Annotated in this window: 10 protein-coding genes; 8 read left to right on the forward strand and 2 right to left on the reverse strand. The window is 69.9% G+C overall.

Annotation, left to right across the window (positions count from 1 at the left end):
- Positions 1–3: 3 nt before the first annotated feature.
- Positions 4–1053, reverse strand: coding sequence for a LacI family DNA-binding transcriptional regulator (locus tag OG953_RS04285; RefSeq protein ID WP_405682593.1), 1050 nt, complete (start codon positions 1051–1053; stop codon positions 4–6).
- A gap of 136 nt (positions 1054–1189) precedes the next feature.
- On the opposite strand from OG953_RS04285, the gene OG953_RS04290 reads away from it, so the two are divergent.
- The 7 genes from OG953_RS04290 to OG953_RS04320 all read left to right on the forward strand — a co-directional run bounded on the left by OG953_RS04290 (position 1190) and on the right by OG953_RS04320 (position 14114).
- Positions 1190–2821 carry an ABC transporter substrate-binding protein gene (locus tag OG953_RS04290; RefSeq protein ID WP_405682594.1) on the forward strand — a complete coding sequence of 544 codons (1632 nt, stop codon included), beginning with the start codon at positions 1190–1192 and terminating at the stop codon, positions 2819–2821.
- Positions 2821–3774 carry an ABC transporter permease gene (locus OG953_RS04295; RefSeq protein WP_405682596.1) on the forward strand — a complete coding sequence of 318 codons (954 nt, stop codon included), beginning with the start codon at positions 2821–2823 and terminating at the stop codon, positions 3772–3774. The genes OG953_RS04290 and OG953_RS04295 overlap by 1 nt, the downstream gene beginning before the upstream one ends.
- A complete protein-coding gene (locus OG953_RS04300) occupies positions 3771–4658 on the forward strand; it encodes an ABC transporter permease (RefSeq protein ID WP_398632028.1) in 888 nt (295 codons plus the stop codon). Before OG953_RS04295 ends, OG953_RS04300 begins: the two co-directional genes overlap by 4 nt.
- A 5-nt stretch (positions 4659–4663) precedes the next feature.
- Complete coding sequence (locus tag OG953_RS04305) at positions 4664–5644, forward strand: ABC transporter ATP-binding protein (protein WP_405682597.1); 981 nt, start codon at positions 4664–4666, stop codon at positions 5642–5644.
- The gene (locus OG953_RS04310) at positions 5641–6453 is read left to right on the forward strand and encodes an ABC transporter ATP-binding protein (RefSeq protein ID WP_405682599.1); all 813 of its coding nucleotides are present in this window, start codon (positions 5641–5643) and stop codon (positions 6451–6453) included. Before OG953_RS04305 ends, OG953_RS04310 begins: the two co-directional genes overlap by 4 nt.
- 482 nt (positions 6454–6935) lie before the next feature.
- A complete protein-coding gene (locus OG953_RS04315; protein ID WP_405682601.1) occupies positions 6936–9884 on the forward strand; it encodes an AAA family ATPase in 2949 nt (982 codons plus the stop codon).
- Between the two features lie 480 nt (positions 9885–10364).
- Complete coding sequence (locus OG953_RS04320; protein ID WP_405682602.1) at positions 10365–14114, forward strand: S8 family serine peptidase; 3750 nt, start codon at positions 10365–10367, stop codon at positions 14112–14114.
- A gap of 438 nt (positions 14115–14552) precedes the next feature.
- Here OG953_RS04320 and OG953_RS04325 read toward each other — a convergent pair whose 3' ends face one another.
- On the reverse strand, positions 14553–15461 hold the full coding sequence (locus tag OG953_RS04325) for an SMP-30/gluconolactonase/LRE family protein (RefSeq protein WP_405682604.1): 909 nt from the start codon (positions 15459–15461) through the stop codon (positions 14553–14555).
- A gap of 85 nt (positions 15462–15546) precedes the next feature.
- Here OG953_RS04325 and OG953_RS04330 point away from each other — a divergent pair, with 85 nt between their 5' ends.
- The gene (locus tag OG953_RS04330; protein WP_405691614.1) at positions 15547–16041 is read left to right on the forward strand and encodes an Lrp/AsnC family transcriptional regulator; all 495 of its coding nucleotides are present in this window, start codon (positions 15547–15549) and stop codon (positions 16039–16041) included.
- The last annotated feature ends 90 nt before the right edge of the window (positions 16042–16131 follow it).

Raw genomic sequence — 16131 nt, forward strand, 5'->3', positions numbered from 1 at the left:
GGCCTAGGACGGCCGCCGCGAGGACTCCCGGACTATCAGGCGCGTCGGCACGAGCACGCCCGAGGGCCCTTCGTCGCCGTTCTCCAGGGCGGCGACGAGGAGTTCGATCCCGGCCTCGGCGATCTTCCGGGGCTGAAGGCTCAGTGTGGAGACCGGAGGTTCGGTGTGTTCGGCGGTACTGCTCTCACTCACGCACACCACGAGAAGGTCGCCGGGTACGTCGTAGCCGTGGCGGCGTGCCGCCTCCAGGACGAGCGGCGGGCTCAGCTCCGCCACCACGAGGAGAGCGTCGGGCCGCTCGGCAGCGGTCAGCGCGCTGTCCACCGCCCGGACCACCGGGCCGTTGCCGGCGTCGGCGGCGAGGGTCACCCGGGCCGTGCAGCCGCGTGCGGCACACCAGCCCCGGTAGGCGGCCAGAACCCCGCGGTGGAAGCGGGTGGTGCTGTCGGGCAGCACGAGCGCCGTCCGCCGTGCGCCCTGCGATCCCAGATGCTCCAGGGTTCCGCGGACCGCCTCCTCGGCATCGACGTCCACCCAGTGCGCTCCGGGTCTGCCGTCCACCGATCCGTCGCTGAAGACGGGGATACGGGCGGCAAGCAGATCCTCCACCACCCGGTCGTCGGCAACCGGATCGGCAACTATCACCGCTTCGAGCGGCAGGTCGGCCCACTCGCTGTGCAGCGATCCCGCGGGCAGCATCACCAGGGCGTATCCGTGTTTGAGTGCCGCAGCCGCCGTGGCGCTGGTCAGCTGGGCGAAGTACGGCGACTCCAGATACGTCCACGGGGTCCCTGCGAACTCCCCCACGACATAACCGATCAGCGGGGCCCGCCCCACACGCAGCTGCCGGGCGGTGGCGTTGGGCCGGTATCCCATCCTGCGCGCTGTCTCCCTGGCCTTCTCCCGCACGGCCGGCGAGAGCCGTCCCGTGCCGTTGAGGGCCGCCGAGACGGTGGTCTTGGAGAGGCCCGCCTCGCGGGCGACATCGACGAGACGGACGCGGGGCGGGGCGGTCCGCACAGTGTGCCCGCCGCGTTGGGGAGCTGAGGTCATGCACCGATGTTGCCACCCTCGCGACCTCAGCAAAACCGTTCCCGCAAAGTCTTGCGCGGGAACGTTCCCGCATCAATACTCGCTCCATCTCCCAGCGCCCGTCACTACACCCGTAAAGGGGTGGGTCTCCTTGCGCATGTCCAGAACCACCGCGCTGCTTGTCTGTTCCACCGTCGTCACGGCCACCGCCGCCGGCTGTTCCGGCGCAACCAAATCCCAGTCCGGCGGCGGCGGTGCCCACGCCTACACCGTCACCCCGAACTCCCCGGCGGCGAAAGGCTCCCTCGACTCCCTCACCTGGTCGCTGTACGCCGAGCCCTACACGCTCGACTACGCCCTCGCCTACGACTACCCGCCGAACTCCGTGCTCGCCAACGTGTGCGAGCAACTGCTGCGGATCACCCCCGACATGAAGATCGAACCCGGGCTGGCCGTGAAGTACACGAACCCGGACCCGAAAACCTGGGTGTACACCCTTCGACCGGGCGTGAAGTTCCACGACGGATCGACCATGACGGCGGACGACGTGGTCGCCTCCCTCGAACGCCACATGGATCCGGCCACCGGCTCCCCGTGGGGCTCGACCTTCAAGAACGTCGCCTCCATCAAGAGGAGCGGCCCGCTGGAGGTGACGATCCGGCTCAACAAGCCCGACGTGCTCCTCAACGAACTCATGGCGGCCTCTCCCGGCACCGTCGAGAGCGCCGCCTTCCTGGCCAAGGCCGGCAAGGACTACGGCGGCCCCAAGGGCAAGGTCAACTGCACCGGCCCCTACGCGCTCGACAGTTGGGCCCAGGGCGACAGCATCAACCTGAAGAAGAACACCGCTTACTGGGACCGGTCGCTGACTCCCAAGACCGACACCGTGAAGTTCACCTTCATCGAGGACCCGTCCGCCCGCACCAACGCCTTCCTGTCCGGCACGGCCGACGGCGGCTACCTGGTGCCCTCCTCCTCCCTCGCCCAGCTGCGCACCAGCTCCAAGGGCACGGTGTACTTCGGCCCCAACACCGGGGTCTCCGAACTCGCCGTACTCGACCTCAAGGGCCCACTCGGAGACCTCAAGGTCCGCCAGGCCCTCTCCATGGCCCTCGACCGCAAGAACATCATCAAGGCTGCCGCCGGCGGCATCGGCACTCCCGCGAAGGCGCCCGCCGCGCGTGACGCGTGGGGGCTGACGCCCGAGAAGGCCGACGACTACTTCAAGGCGCTGCCCGAGCCCGTGTACGACGTGGCCGGCGCGAAGAAGCTGATCGCCGAGGCCGGTGCCACGGGGCGCAAGATCACCCTCGTCACCAGTTCGCTCGCCCCGGAGATCAGCGTCGTGGCCAATGCCGTCCAGGCCGCCGGCAAACAGATCGGCCTCGACGTCCAGCTGAAGTCCGTTGCCCCGGAGGCGTACACCAGCGTCTTCGTCGACGCCGGCGCCCGTAAGGGACTGGACCTCGTCATCACCAACGGGTACGACAACACTCCCGACCCGCTGGAGTTCTACCAGTACCTGCGCACCGGCGACTTCGGCAACTACGGCAACTGGTCCAACGCCGAGTTCGACGCCATATTCGACAAGGCGAACGCGGAGCCCGATGCGGCGCGCCGCGCGGAGCTGACCGCCGAACTCCAGCGCATCGCCGTGCGCGAGCTCCCGGTCATCCCGCTGTACGAAGCCCCTTACTCGGTCTTCCTCGGCAGCCGGGTCACGGGTGCCCCGACCGGCATCGCCCAGCTGTACTACCCGTGGGCCGCGACGATCGGGGCCGCGCAGTAATGACGCGTTATCTGATGAGCCGCCTGCTCGGCCTGATGGCGGTGCTGCTCGTCACCTCGTTCGTCGTCTTCGGCACCGTGCATCTCGCGCCGGGCGACCCGGTGACCTTCCTGCTCCACGGTCGCCCCGCGACCCCGGACGCGGTCGCGGCACTGCGCACGCAGTACCACTTGGACGACCCGCTGCCGGTCCAGTACGCGAAGTGGCTCGGCGGCGTCCTGCACGGCGACTTCGGCCGCTCCACCCAGTTCCACCAGGACGTCGGTTCCCTCATCGCCTCCCGTCTGCCGGGCACCGCGCTGCTCGTCGGCTACGCGGCACTGCTGGTCGCAGTCCTCGGGGTGACGGGCGGCATCCTGGCCGCCCTGCGCCCCGGTGCGGTGGACCGCGCGGTGCTCCTCGGCACCGGCGTCGCCACGGCCACTCCCTCGTTCGTCAGCGCCATCGCGCTCGTCTCGCTCTTCTCCGTCCAACTGGGTTGGTTTCCCGGGCCCGGTGGCACTCCCGAGGGCCTCGGCGACCGCCTCTACCATCTGACGCTGCCCGCCTTCGCCCTGGCGGTCACGTTCGGCGGACTGCTGGCCCGGGTCACCCGGTCGGCCATGCTCGACGAACTCGGACGCGAACACGTCGAGGTGGCGCGCGCCCGCGGGGTCGCGGGAGGCGCCGTGGTCCGTCGGCATGTGCTGCGCAACGCGCTGGGCCCCATTGTCACCGTCGGCGGCACCATGCTCGCCGGCCTGCTGATCAGCACCTCGATCGTCGAAACCGCCTTCAACGTGTCCGGTATCGGCTCCCTGCTGGTGCAGGCGGTGACAGCCAAGGACTTCGCCGTCGTTCAGGCGATCACTCTGCTCAGCGTGGCGGCGTTCGTCCTTGTCAACCTGATCGTCGACCTGCTTGTGCCGGTCATCGATCCCCGGCTGTCCCTCTACGGGGAGGCTTCCCGATGACCACCGCCGTCTCGCCCGCGTCCTCCTCCCCGGATGCGCTGCGCCGCCGCCGGGGCCTGCGCGGACTGCGGGTACTCAGCCAGGGCCCACTGTTCACCGCAGGTGTCGTCATCCTCGCGGTGCTCGTCCTGATCGCCGTCCTCGCCCCCGTGCTCGCACCGTACGACCCCGAAGTGCTCGACCTGTCGGCGAGCCTGACGGGCACCAGCGCCGACCACCTCCTCGGCACCGACCAGTCGGGCCGCGACATCCTGTCGAGGCTGATCCACGGCGCGCGGACGGGCCTGCTCGGACCGCTCCTCGTGGTCGGCGTCTCGACCCTCCTGGGCACGCTCGTCGGCATGGTCGCCGCCTGGCGCGGTGGCTGGGCCGATGCCCTGCTGTCCCGGTCGATGGACCTGGCCTTCGCAATCCCCGGACTGCTGCTGGCCATCCTCCTGGTAGCTGTCCTCGGCTCGGGCATGGCCGCGCCCGTGATCGCCATGGCCGTGGCCTACACCCCGTACGTCGGACGCCTGGTCCGAGGTATCGCCCGCCAGGAGAAGGCCCGCGCCTACATCGAGTCGTACCGCGTGCAGGGCTGGTCGGGGTGGACGATCTGCCTGCGTCATCTGCTGCCGAACATCGCACCGACGGTGTTCGCGCAGTCCGCGATGAACTTCGGCTATGTACTGATGGATCTCGCCGCGCTGTCCTTCCTCGGGTTCGGGGTGCAGCCGCCCACGGCCGACTGGGGAGCCATGATCAACGAAGGCCAATCGGCGATCCAGCAGGGGGCGATGCTGCCCGCGCTCGCGCCGTCCGCATGCATCGTCCTCGCCGTGGTCGCCTTCGGCATCGTCGGCGAAGGGCTCGCCGACCGAATCGCGAAGCGGGAGCGGTGAGTGCCATGACCGAGTATGAAACCCCCGCGCTGGAGATCGACGGGCTCGGCATCCGCCTGCCCGGCGAGCAGGCGGCCCGGCCCATCCTCGACGGCGTCACACTGCGGGTCGGGGCCGGCGAGACCGTCGGCCTGGTCGGCGAGTCCGGCTCGGGCAAGTCGGTCGCGTGCCGCAGCGTGCTCGGGCTGCTGCCGGCCGGGGCGCGCACGAGTGGTGAGGTGCGGGTCGCGGGCCGCGACGTCCTGACCATGAACCGCGCCGAACTGGCCGGGCTGCGTGCCGGACAGGTCGCGATGATCTTCCAGGACCCGCGCGCGTCCGTGAACCCGCTGCGCCGCGTGGGCGACTTCCTCACTGAGGGACTGCGCGGTGCGGGAACCCCCGCCGCCGCGGCCGAGCACCGGGCCGAGGAACTCCTCGACGCGGTGGGCATCCGAGATCCGCGGGGCGCGCTGCGCCGCTACCCGCACCAGTTCTCCGGCGGGATGCTCCAGCGCGTGGTCATTGCGGCCGCCCTCGCGGGCGAGCCCGCTCTGCTGGTCGCCGACGAGCCGACCACGGCCCTCGACGTCACCACCCAGGCGGAGATCATCGCGATCCTCACGCGCCTCCAGGCCGCACGCGGCACCGGAATGCTCTTCGTCACCCACGACCTCGAACTGGCCTCGGCGATCTGCGACCGCGTGTACGTCATGTACGCCGGCCGGATCGTCGAAACCAGCAGCACCGACGCACTGTTCGACCGTCCACGCCACCCGTACACGGCGGGACTCCTCGCCTGCACGCCCCGTATCGAGGCCGGAGCCGCCGCCCCACGCCCCATCCCGGGCCGACCCGTCTCCCTCGCCGAGGCCCCACCGGGGTGCGCCTTCGCAGCGCGCTGCGCCCATGCGCAGCCGCGCTGTTTTGAGGAGACGCCCGAACTTGCGCACCACGGCGACGGACTCGCCGCGTGCCACCGCGCCGACGAAGGGATCACACTGTGACCGGGGCGACCGAGGAACTCGTCGTTCAGAGGCTGCGCAAGCGGTACGGAGACCACACGGCGGTGGAGGACGTGTCCTTCACCCTGTCGCCGGGCTCCTCTCTTGGCATCGTCGGCGAATCCGGCAGCGGCAAGACCACGACGGTGCGGATGCTCGTCGGCCTGGAGCGCCCCGACGGCGGCACCATCCGCATCGGTGGACGTGACCGCTCGGCGCCCGCCCGGGGCAGAGCCGAGCGACTCGCCCGCGCACGCGAGATCCAGATGGTCTTCCAGGATCCGTACCTGTCCCTCGATCCACGGGTGACCGTGGGCCGGTGCGTCGAAGAGGTCCTGCGCCTCCACTTCCCGATGGAGACGACGGCCCGGCGAAAGCGCGTCGCCGAACTCCTCGACCAGGTCGGGCTCGGCGAACGGGAGGCGGCCGCCCTGCCCGGCAAGCTGTCCGGCGGCCAGCGCCAGCGCGTGGCGATCGCCCGCGCGCTGGCCGCCGAACCGCGCGTCCTCGTCCTCGACGAGGCCGTGGCGGCCTTGGACGTGTCCATTCAGGCGCAGGTCCTCGAACTCCTGGGCACCATCCGGCGCGAGGTCGGCATCGGCTTCCTCTTCGTCACCCATGACCTCGCCGTCGTCCGGCACATCACCGACGAGGTAATGGTCCTCAGGGAGGGACAGGTGGTGGAGGCGGGCCCTACGGCCGAGATCCTGGACGCGCCTCACCACCCCTACACACGTCTGCTGCTCAGCTCCGTCCCCCGACGCGGCTGGAACCCCGCCGACGCCGCGGCCGCCCGGCGCTCCCTCGGTTGACCAAGCCGTTCCGAGCCCGGTCACCGCTGCGCCCTTCAACTTCCTACCGAAGGGCCTGAAGGCCCTCGGCCTGGGCGCGGGCGACCGGCTCGTCGATGAGCCGGTCATTCACGGCCCGCGTCGGCTGCGGCTCGGCCGCGCGATGACGCCTCCGAGCAGGAACGACGAGCCCCGCTCGCCGACTTCCTCAACTACTGCAACCACGAACGCCCGCACGCCGCCCCCGGTGGCAGGCCACCGACCGGCCCGACATCCGGAAGCGACTACGGTTCCCTGCGACCAGCCGTCGGAACCGCTCGACACCATCCGCGGGCTCGGTCACGAAGGAGATTCAGCCCCGGAACTCCACAGTGATCGCCTTCCGCACCACGCCTGTGGACATGGCCTATCCCCCTGCCGCCTTGCCTTGTACCCTCTGATCATATTGTTCACGGAGGACGACGGTTCGGGCACGCCGTTGTCTGTCTCCCACGGTGGGGCGCATGTCTACCAGCGATTCCGACACACGCAGCCTACTGGCGATCGCATCACCCGGCTTGGTCGGACGCGAGCGCGAACTCGCCGCTTTGAGAGCGGCGTTGTCCGACCCGCCGGTGGTCGTGCTGATCGAGGGCGAGGCCGGGATCGGTAAGAGCCGACTGGTCCAGGAGCTGCTCTCGGCGCATGCCCCGGCCCGGCAGCGGGTGCTGCTGGCGGCCTGCCCGGCTGTTCGACAGCCCTTCACGCTCGGTCCGGTGGTGGACGCGATCCGACCCGCGACCGAGGATGTCGCCCGGCTCGGCCTGAGCGGGCTGGCGGGGGCGCTCCGGCCGTTGTTCCCCGAGTGGGCATCGGCGTTGCCGCCCACACCCGACCCGGCCGAAGACGCAGCAGCGGCACGACACCGACTGTTCCGGGCCATCGAGGAGATCCTCGAACGGCTCGAAATCGGGTTGCTCGCGGTCGAGGACGTGCACTGGGCAGATGAGGCCACCCTGGAGTTTCTGCTGTTCCTGACATCACGTCCGCGACAACAGGTCAGTCTGCTGATGAGCTACCGCCCGGAGGAAATCGCGCCGGACTCCCTGCTGCTGCGGTTGTCGTCGAGGCAACCGGCGGGAGCGGCGCGGCTGCGGCTGTCGTTGGAGCCATTGGATGTTCCCGGGACTGCCGCGATGGTGTCCTCGATGCTGGGTGGGGAACGGGTTTCCGACGAGTTCGCGACCATCCTGCACGACCGGACCGACGGGCTTCCGCTCGCGGTCGAGGAGTCCGTCCGGCTGATGTGGAACCGCGCTGACCCGACCCGACGGGATGATTCCTGGGTGCGGCAGCGACTGAGTGAGATCGACGTACCGCCGACGGTGCGGGACGTCGTACTGGAACGCGGCGCACGGCTCGGCCCGGCGGCGCAGGCGGCGTTGCGCGCGGCCGCCGTACTCACCGACCCCGCCCCCGAGGACGCCGTCGTTGAGGTGATGGCTCCGGAAGGCGATCCGGCGAGCAGGCTGGCAGGCCTGGCGGAGGCGGTGGGTTCGGGGCTGCTGAGGGAGGACCCGAGCGGGCTGGTCTCGTTCCGGCACAAGCTGGCGTGCCGCGCGGTGTACGAGGCGATTCCTGGGCCGCAGCGGCGGGCGATGCACCTGCGTGCCGCACATGTCCTCGAAGGCGCCCCCCCGCCCCCGGTCGCCCAGCTGGCGCGCCACTTCCGGGAGGCCGGCGACACGAGGGCGTGGTGCCGGTACGCGGAACAGTCTGCCGACCTCGCCCTCGCCTCGGGTGACGATGCGACGGCGCTCATCCTGCTGCACGATCTGCTCACCGACGCCGGCCTGCCGCCCGCCGACGTGGTCCGGCTGACCGGCAAGGTTCCGTTCTGTCTGCTCAGCGGGCACGAACGCTACCGCGAACTGATGGACGCCCTCCGCCTCGTGCTGGACACCGGCGAGCCGGCGCCGAGCGAGGCGGCGGAGATCCGCTTCCACGTCGCCCGGCTGCTGCAGCAGATGGAGGGGTTCGAGCAGTCGCGGATCGAGATGGAACGCGCGCTGCCCGACCTCGGGCACGACTTGGCGAAGGCAGCCCGCGCAATGATGTTCCTCGGCCTGCCGTACGGGACGACGACACCGGCGGCCGAACACCTCAGGTGGCTTCGGCGCGTTGCGCAGGTGCCGGTCTCGATGGCGCCGGGGGACCGACTGAGCATCCGGGTCGGACGGGCGAGCGGGCTTTTGCTGCTCGGTGAGGAGGAGGGGTGGGCGGAGGCAGCGTTGATCGCCGATGATGCGTCCACCGCCGCGGAGAGGCAGCAGATCACGGTCGGCCAACTCAACGTCGGGCACATGGCGTTGATCTGGGGGAGGTACCCTGAGGCCAGGCGGGTTCTCACGCTGGCCGTAGGGCTGGCCGACACGTATCAGTACCAGAAGCTCCTCAGGAAGGGGCAGGTGACACTGGCCCACCTGGACTGGCTCACCGGAGACTGGGACGGGCTGGCCGACCGGGCCGGATTGCTGGCCGGCGACGAGGAACTCCTGCAGCCGGTGAGCCGCCTGGCGCCGGCCATGGTCACCGGCTTGCTGTATGCGGCCCGCGGTGATCAGGACAGAGCGGACGAGCGCCTGCGGCTCGTCCTTGAACAGGCGGACCTGCACGGCGGGGCGGAGTACTCCGTCGAACCTGCCGGCGCCCTGGCCAGGCTCCGGCTCGGCGCCGGGCGGATCGACGACGTGCTGCAGCTGACCGACGAGCCGATCCGGTTCCTGGAACGCAAGGGCACCTGGATCTGGGCCACCGAACTCGCCCCGGTCCGGGCCGAGGCACTGCTCATGGCCGGCCGCGCCGACGAAGCCGGCGACCTGATCGACGCTTTCGCAGCGGGAGTGCGCGATCGCCGCGCACCTGGCCCGCACGCCGCCTTGTCGACCTGCAGGGCGATCCTGGCCCAGCATCAAGGCGATTCCCTCGGCGCCGCCGAACTGTTCGCGCGTGCGGCCGACGCGTGGCAGGGCCTTCCGCGGCCGTACGACGTCCTGCTCAGCCGTGAGCGACAGGCCCGCTGTCTGCTACGTGCGGACCAGTCCGATGCGGCGCTCTCCATCCTTGCGGAGACCTTCCAGGGGTTGTCCACCCTCGGCGCTCGTGGCGACGCCGAGCGCGTCATGCACACACTGCGTGGATACGGTGTCGGGGTGAAGCGTCCGTCGTGGCACGGTGGACGGCGCAGCTACGGCGACCAGCTGTCTCCCCGGGAGCTCGACGTGGTCCGGCTGCTCGTCGGAGGCCGGACCAACCGGGAGATCGCCGGTGTCCTCATCCTGTCGCCGAAGACGGTCGCGCGGCACCTGGAAGGAGCGATGCGCAAACTTGAGGTGTCGTCCCGGACGGCGCTGGCCGTGAAGGTCGTCGAAGCCGGCGTCGTCGACGACGGCAGGGCCTGCGCCCACCGTTAGGCGGGCGCGGAAGCAAAGATGGGTCATCTGCCCAATCGTCCGGTAGCCAGTGCGCGAACAACACTCAACGGCATGGAATCATTACCTCCGTCTGTCGCCGTTCATCTCCCCGCGTCCGCAAGGCTTCTGGCGCACGGTCGAATCTGACGGATCGCCTCGACCGGCCCAGCCCTCCTGTTTTCCCGACGAGACCGGGTTCCGGGGCGAACCCCGCAGGCCGACCGACCGATGCCAGGTCACTGCCGCAGCAGCGGGACGCGTCGTTCGCCGGCCGGCGCTGCGCCACCGATCGGCCCGAAGCAGCACCGCCCGGCACCCACCACATTCATCGCAGCCATTCGGCGCGATGCGTAATCCCCGCAACCGCGCGGTACTCGCGCGCATTCTCCCCTCAGAAAAGGTCATTGCCGCATGAGACAGTCACCACCGGCTGGGGCATCCAGGCTCCCGGTCCACCTGACCATCCCCATACTCCGGCGCTTGCCACACCGCTCACAGCGCGCGCTCACGGCGCTGCTGGCCACGGCCTGCGTGGCCGGGACGCTCGGCATCCCCGCCGTCGCAGCCGCCGAAACGCCGACCACCCGGGCGAGCCAGTCGCAGCAGAACAGCCCGGTCGTCGCCACACACACGCTCACCCTCGTCACGGGCGAGGTCGTGACGCTGGAGCGCCATGCCAACGGCTTGCAGGCGGCGACGATCGAGCCCGCGCCCGACGGCACCCCGGCGGCGTTCTCCACCATCAAGGTGGGCGACGAGGTCTATGTCATCCCGGACAAGGCCCAGCCGTACCTTGCCGCGAACAAGCTCGACCGCGAGCTGTTCAACGTCACCAAGCTCGTCGAGTACGGCTACGACGACGCGCACCGCCCCGCCGTGCCGCTGATGGCGACCTTCGCGGGCGCGCCGGGCAAGGCGGGCAAGGCGCTCAAGCAGGCCGCGCCGGCCGGTTCGGTGAAGGCCGACGAGCTGCCCAGCGCCAACGCGGTGGCGCTGCGTGCGAGCAAGAAGAAGGCGGCGACGTTCTGGGAGGCGGTCGACGACGACAGCGCCGCCGCGACGAAGGCACCGAAGCTCGCCGACGGCATCAAGAAGCTCTGGCTCGACCGGCCGGTGAAGGTGACGCTGGATCAGAGTGTCCCGCAGATCGGTGCGCCGGAGGCGTGGGCGAAGGGCTACGACGGCACCGGCACCAAGGTGGCCGTCCTCGACACCGGTGTCGACCCCAACCACCCTGATGTGGCGGGGCGGGTGAAGAAGACGCAGAACTTCACCGGCGACCCCGATGCGGTCGACCACCACGGTCACGGCACGCATGTCGCCTCGACCATCGCCGGCTCGGGTGCCGCGTCGGGCGGCAAGTACAAGGGTGTGGCGCCGGGCGCCGACCTGTACGTCGGCAAGGTGCTCAACAATGCCGGTGAGGGCCCCCAGTCGGGGGTCATCGCCGGCATGGAGTGGGCGGTGGCCGAGGGTGCGGACGTCGTCAGCATGAGCCTGGGTTCGGAGGCCCCCAGTGACGGCACCGACCCGATCAGCGAGGCCGTCAACCAGCTCACCGCGTCCTCCGGCTCGCTGTTCGTCATCGCGGCCGGCAACACGGGCCCGGGCAAGTCGACCGTGGGCTCGCCGGGTGCCGCCGACGCCGCGCTGACCGTCGGCGCGGTGTCCAAGCAGGACCAGCTCGCGAACTTCTCCAGCCGCGGCCCGCTCAAGGACACCTTCGCGGTCAAGCCGGAGATCACCGCACCGGGCGTGGGCATCGTCGCCGCGCGCGCCGCCGGCACCTCGATGGGTACCGCCGTCGACGCCAACTACACCGCGGCCAGCGGCACCTCGATGGCCACCCCGCATGTGGCCGGCGCCGCGGCGATCCTGGCCCAGCGCCATCCGGACTGGACCGCCGACCGGCTCAAGCAGGTGCTGGCCGGCACCGCCAAGCAGGGCTCGTACACCGCCTACCAGCAGGGCAGCGGCCGGGTCGACGTGCCCAAGGCCATCGACGCCACGGTCTACTCCAGCCCCGCCGTCGTCAGCATGGGCAAGTCGACGGCCGAGAGCGCGCCGGTCACCAAGACGATCACCTACGTCAACACCTCCGCGGCGGACACCACACTGTCGCTCGGCCTGGCCTCTTCCGGGGAGACCGGGCCCGCACCGGACGGCACGTTCACGCTCAGCGCCAACAGCGTGACGGTCCCGGCGAACTCCACCGCGAGCGTGACGGTGACCTACCACCCCGAACTCGGCGCCCTGGGTGACTACACCGGTGTCATCACCGCCACCGCGACCGACGGCACCGCGATTCACACGACCGTCGGCGCGACGAAGGGGGTGCCCACCGTCGACCTCACCGTCGACACGATCGACCGGCACGGAAACCCGGCGACCGGCGAGCTTGCGGTGTTCAACCTGGACACGGGGGCTTTGCAGCAGGTCTTCCCCCAGGACGGAACCAAGACTGTCGCGGTGCCGCTGGGACGCTACTCCGTCATGGGTGTCGTCCACACGAGGGACGAGGCCTCGTCCCTCGTCACGGACTACACCCTCGCCGGTGAGCCCGTGGTGGAAGTGAAGGCGGAGCGGACGATCACGCTGGATGCCCGGCTGGGCAAGGAGGTCAAGGTCGCCACGCCCAAGAAGTCCGAGCAGAGCGGCTTCAAACTCGGGTACCGCCAGCGGCTCCCCGGCAAGCTGGGGATCGACTTCATGAAGCCCGCGTTCAGCCCGCTCTGGGACCACTCCTATGTGGTGCCCACCAAGCCGGTGGAGCTCGGCACGTTCGAGTTCCACTTCCAGCAGCGCAGGCACTCGCCGGTGATCCGGGCGACCTATGACGGGCAGGCGCTCCCGCTTGAGCCAGTGGTCTATGCGGCCCGGCTGTACGGCACCAGCACGCTCCAGGCGGTCGACGCCGGCATGGCACGGCCGGAGGACCTGGCCGGCAAGGACCTCCGTGGCAAGCTCGCGGTCGTCACCCGCGCGAGCACCCCGTTCAGCTACACGAAGTCTGCCGAACTGATCGCCGCAGTGGCCAATGCCGGCGCGAAGGCAGTGATCCTCGTCAACGACAAGCCCGGCCCCTTCGGCACCAGCGTGCCGAAGAGCACCGGCACTGCCATCCCGGCCTGGTCCCTCACCCAGGACGAGGGCGCGGTGCTCTTCGGCCGGATGGCCGACGGTCCCACGCAGATCGTCCTGAAGGGCATCACAGGCGTTCCCCAGGTGTACAACATCGCGACGAGGGTTCCCGGCAGGATTCCGGCCGACCCCGTCGACGCGGTCACCGCGGAGAACTCGGCCGTGGTGAAGTCGCACTACCGCAGCACCAAGGGCACCCTGATCGGCGACGTCAACTTGGCGTTCCGCCCGGACGATTCCCTCGTCGCCGGCGTCCCGGACTTCTTCGACGCGCCGGTGGACCGGGAGGAGTGGTACTCCACCGGCAGCAAGCAGCCGATGATGGAGGAGTTGCGGTGGTGGCACAGCGTCTACCCGGACCGCACCGACATCAGCCGCAGTGTGAGGGAGGAAATCCGCACCTACCAGCCGGGCGAGCAGCACGAGCAGACCTGGCTGGGCGCGGCGAACGGCCCGGCCGGAACGGAGGCCACCCAGGCGGTCCGCGAGGGTGACAACATCACCCTCACGGTGCCGGAGATGAGTGACAGCCAGGGGCACTTCGGCTTCTTCGAACACCCCGCCGACAAGCGGACGGCGCGGATATACCAGGACGGGAAGCTCCTCAAGGAGACGCCGCGGCTCTTGAACACCACGCTGCCGGTCAGCCCTGACCAGGCGAGCTACCGCGTCACCCTGGACACCCAGCGCCCGGCGTGGTTCCCGCTGTCCACGCAGACCAGCACCGCATGGACGTTCAAGTCCGCCCGGGCGGCGAGCGGCAAGGAGAACCTCGCGCTGCTCTGGCCGAAGTACGGCTTCGACCTGGATGCGGAGAACACCGCCGTCGGTGGCGCCATCGACAACTTCGATCTGGCGTTCGCGCTCCAGACCGGCGCTACCCCGGACATCGACGGGGTCGAGGTGGAGGCGTCCACCGACGACGGTGCCACCTGGAGCCCCGCGACGGTGAAGACCAAGACCGACGGCCACTACAAGGTGTCCGTCCGCAACCCGGCATCGGGCTACGTGTCCCTGCGCGTCAAGGCACAGGACGCCAACGGCAGCAAGATCGAACAGACCCTGATCAGGGCCTACGCCGTACGCTGACCGTCACGGCAGACCCTGAGTTGCTGACCGCGCCCCTGGCACGAGGCATGTCCTTGTGCCAGGGGCGCACCCCGTCGGTCCAGCTGAGCGCGCCAACTCATCGTGATCAGGCTGGGTCTCCGCCCGACCCTGACCGACGGTGGTGGTAGCGAGCCCGCCCGAACCTCCCCACAGGACGGTGTGCAGCCCGACGTCACGCGCACTGCCGATGTCCTCGCCCGGGGCTCCGACAACCAGGGCAGTAGACCGTCAACGTCCAGGTCGGCCGCCGCAAGGTGGATGCCGAAGCGGTCACCCGCTTCCGCCGTGCCGGCCGCGCTTCTGACGTGCTCGGCAACCAACAAGACCCGCACAGGGCGCCATGGGCTGTACGCCGTCCCGCTCACAACTCGAAAACACCCCTGCGACCAGGTGAAATAGCGAAACACTGCTGCAGCGCTAGAGGCGCGGCGCCCCTGTCACCGACATCACCAGCGAGTACAGGGAGGTGGTGGCCGTGATGAACAGGCGGTTGTTCTTCGGGCCGCCGAAGGCGATGTTGGAGACGGGCTCGGGCACGCGCAGCCGGCCGATGAGGGTGCCGTCGGGGTCGTAGCAGTGGACGCCGTCGTTCAGGGCGGCGGCCCACAGGCGGCCCTCGTCGTCGAAGCGGATGTTGTCGAAGCGGACGTCGCCCCGGCCCTCGGCGAAGACCTTCCCGTCGCAGAGCGTGCCGTCCTCGCGGATGTCGAACATGTGGATCCTGGCGGTCCGCGAGTCGGAGACGTACAGCCGCGTCTCGTCGGGCGACAGGATGACGCCGTTGGGTCCTGCGAACCCGTCGGCGGCGAGGTGCACGTCCCCCGTCGCGGGGTCGATCCGGTACACATTGCACTCTCCGATCTCGGACTCGGCGCGATGGCCCTCGTAGTCGCTGGTGATGCCGAAGTCCGGGTCGGAGAACCAGATCGTGCCGTCGGAGCGTACGACGGAGTCGTTCGGGCTGTTGAGCCGCTTGCCGGCGTACCGGTCGGCGAGGACGGTCACGGTCCCGTCGGGCTCGGTGCGGGTGACGCGACGGTTGCCCTGCTCGCAGGTGACCAGGCGGCCCTGCCGGTCGAGGGTGTTGCCGTTGCTGTGGCCGGCCGGGGCGCGGAAGACGCCGACCGTGCCGGTGGCCTCGTCCCAGCGCAGGATGCGGTCGTTCGGGATGTCGCTCCAGATGAGCTGGCGCCAGGCGGGGAGGTACAGCGGGCCCTCGGCCCAGCGGCAACCGTCGTGCAGGACCTCCAGCCTGCTGTCGCCGTTCGCACAGCGTCCGGTGCGGAAGCGGTCGTCCAGGATCTCGTACAGGCCGTCGGCGAACATGGCGTCCCCTCGGAGGAATTGACCAGGATCTGATTCAACGTAACACGCATATGACCGAACCAGGTATGGTCTTCGCATGAAACCAGTGGATGACATCGACCGTCAACTGATCGCGCTGCTCCAGCAGGACGCCACCCAGTCGTACGCCGCGCTGGGCAAGGCGGTCGGCCTGTCGGCGGGTGCCGCGCACGAGCGCGTGCGCAAGCTGCGCGAACAGGGGGTCATCCGGGCCACGACGGTCGACGTCGACCCCGCGGCACTCGACCGCGGGGTCCTCGCCTTCGTGCTGGTCGACTCGACTGCGTGGATGGGCGACCGTGCCGAGGACTTCGCCGCCGTTCCGGAGATCCAGGAGGCGCACGTCATCGCCGGCAGCGCGGCCGTCCTGATAAAGGTGCGCACCTCGACCACCGAGCGGCTCCAGGACGTGTTGCGCCGCCTGTACGCGATCGACGGGGTCAGCGGGACGCAGGCAACGGTGGTTCTGGAAACCTTCTTCGAACGGCCGTTGGACGCCGGTCAGGCCTTGCCTCTCGGATCAGCCCGACTCGGAGGGGCGGCATCTGCGCGACGCCGGTGAGCCCCGCGGCCCGGGATTCCGTCACGTAGAACGGGTTATTCGGCGCCGGTTCAGCCCGCCGGAGCGCAAGAGGATTCTCTCCAGGGTGGC

The organism is Streptomyces sp. NBC_00057 (assembly GCF_045041165.1).
In the GTDB taxonomy this organism is placed as follows: Bacteria; Actinomycetota; Actinomycetes; order Streptomycetales; family Streptomycetaceae; genus Streptomyces.

Coding starts and splice junctions, on each gene's coding strand:
- OG953_RS04285 (WP_405682593.1), bottom strand. CDS start 1,053: ATGACCTCAGCTCCCCAACGCGGCGGGCACACTGTGCGGACCGCCCCG.
- OG953_RS04325 (WP_405682604.1), bottom strand. CDS start 15,461: ATGTTCGCCGACGGCCTGTACGAGATCCTGGACGACCGCTTCCGCACC.
- OG953_RS04300 (WP_398632028.1), top strand. CDS start 3,771: ATGACCACCGCCGTCTCGCCCGCGTCCTCCTCCCCGGATGCGCTGCGC.
- OG953_RS04290 (WP_405682594.1), top strand. CDS start 1,190: ATGTCCAGAACCACCGCGCTGCTTGTCTGTTCCACCGTCGTCACGGCC.
- OG953_RS04305 (WP_405682597.1), top strand. CDS start 4,664: ATGACCGAGTATGAAACCCCCGCGCTGGAGATCGACGGGCTCGGCATC.
- OG953_RS04295 (WP_405682596.1), top strand. CDS start 2,821: ATGACGCGTTATCTGATGAGCCGCCTGCTCGGCCTGATGGCGGTGCTG.
- OG953_RS04315 (WP_405682601.1), top strand. CDS start 6,936: ATGTCTACCAGCGATTCCGACACACGCAGCCTACTGGCGATCGCATCA.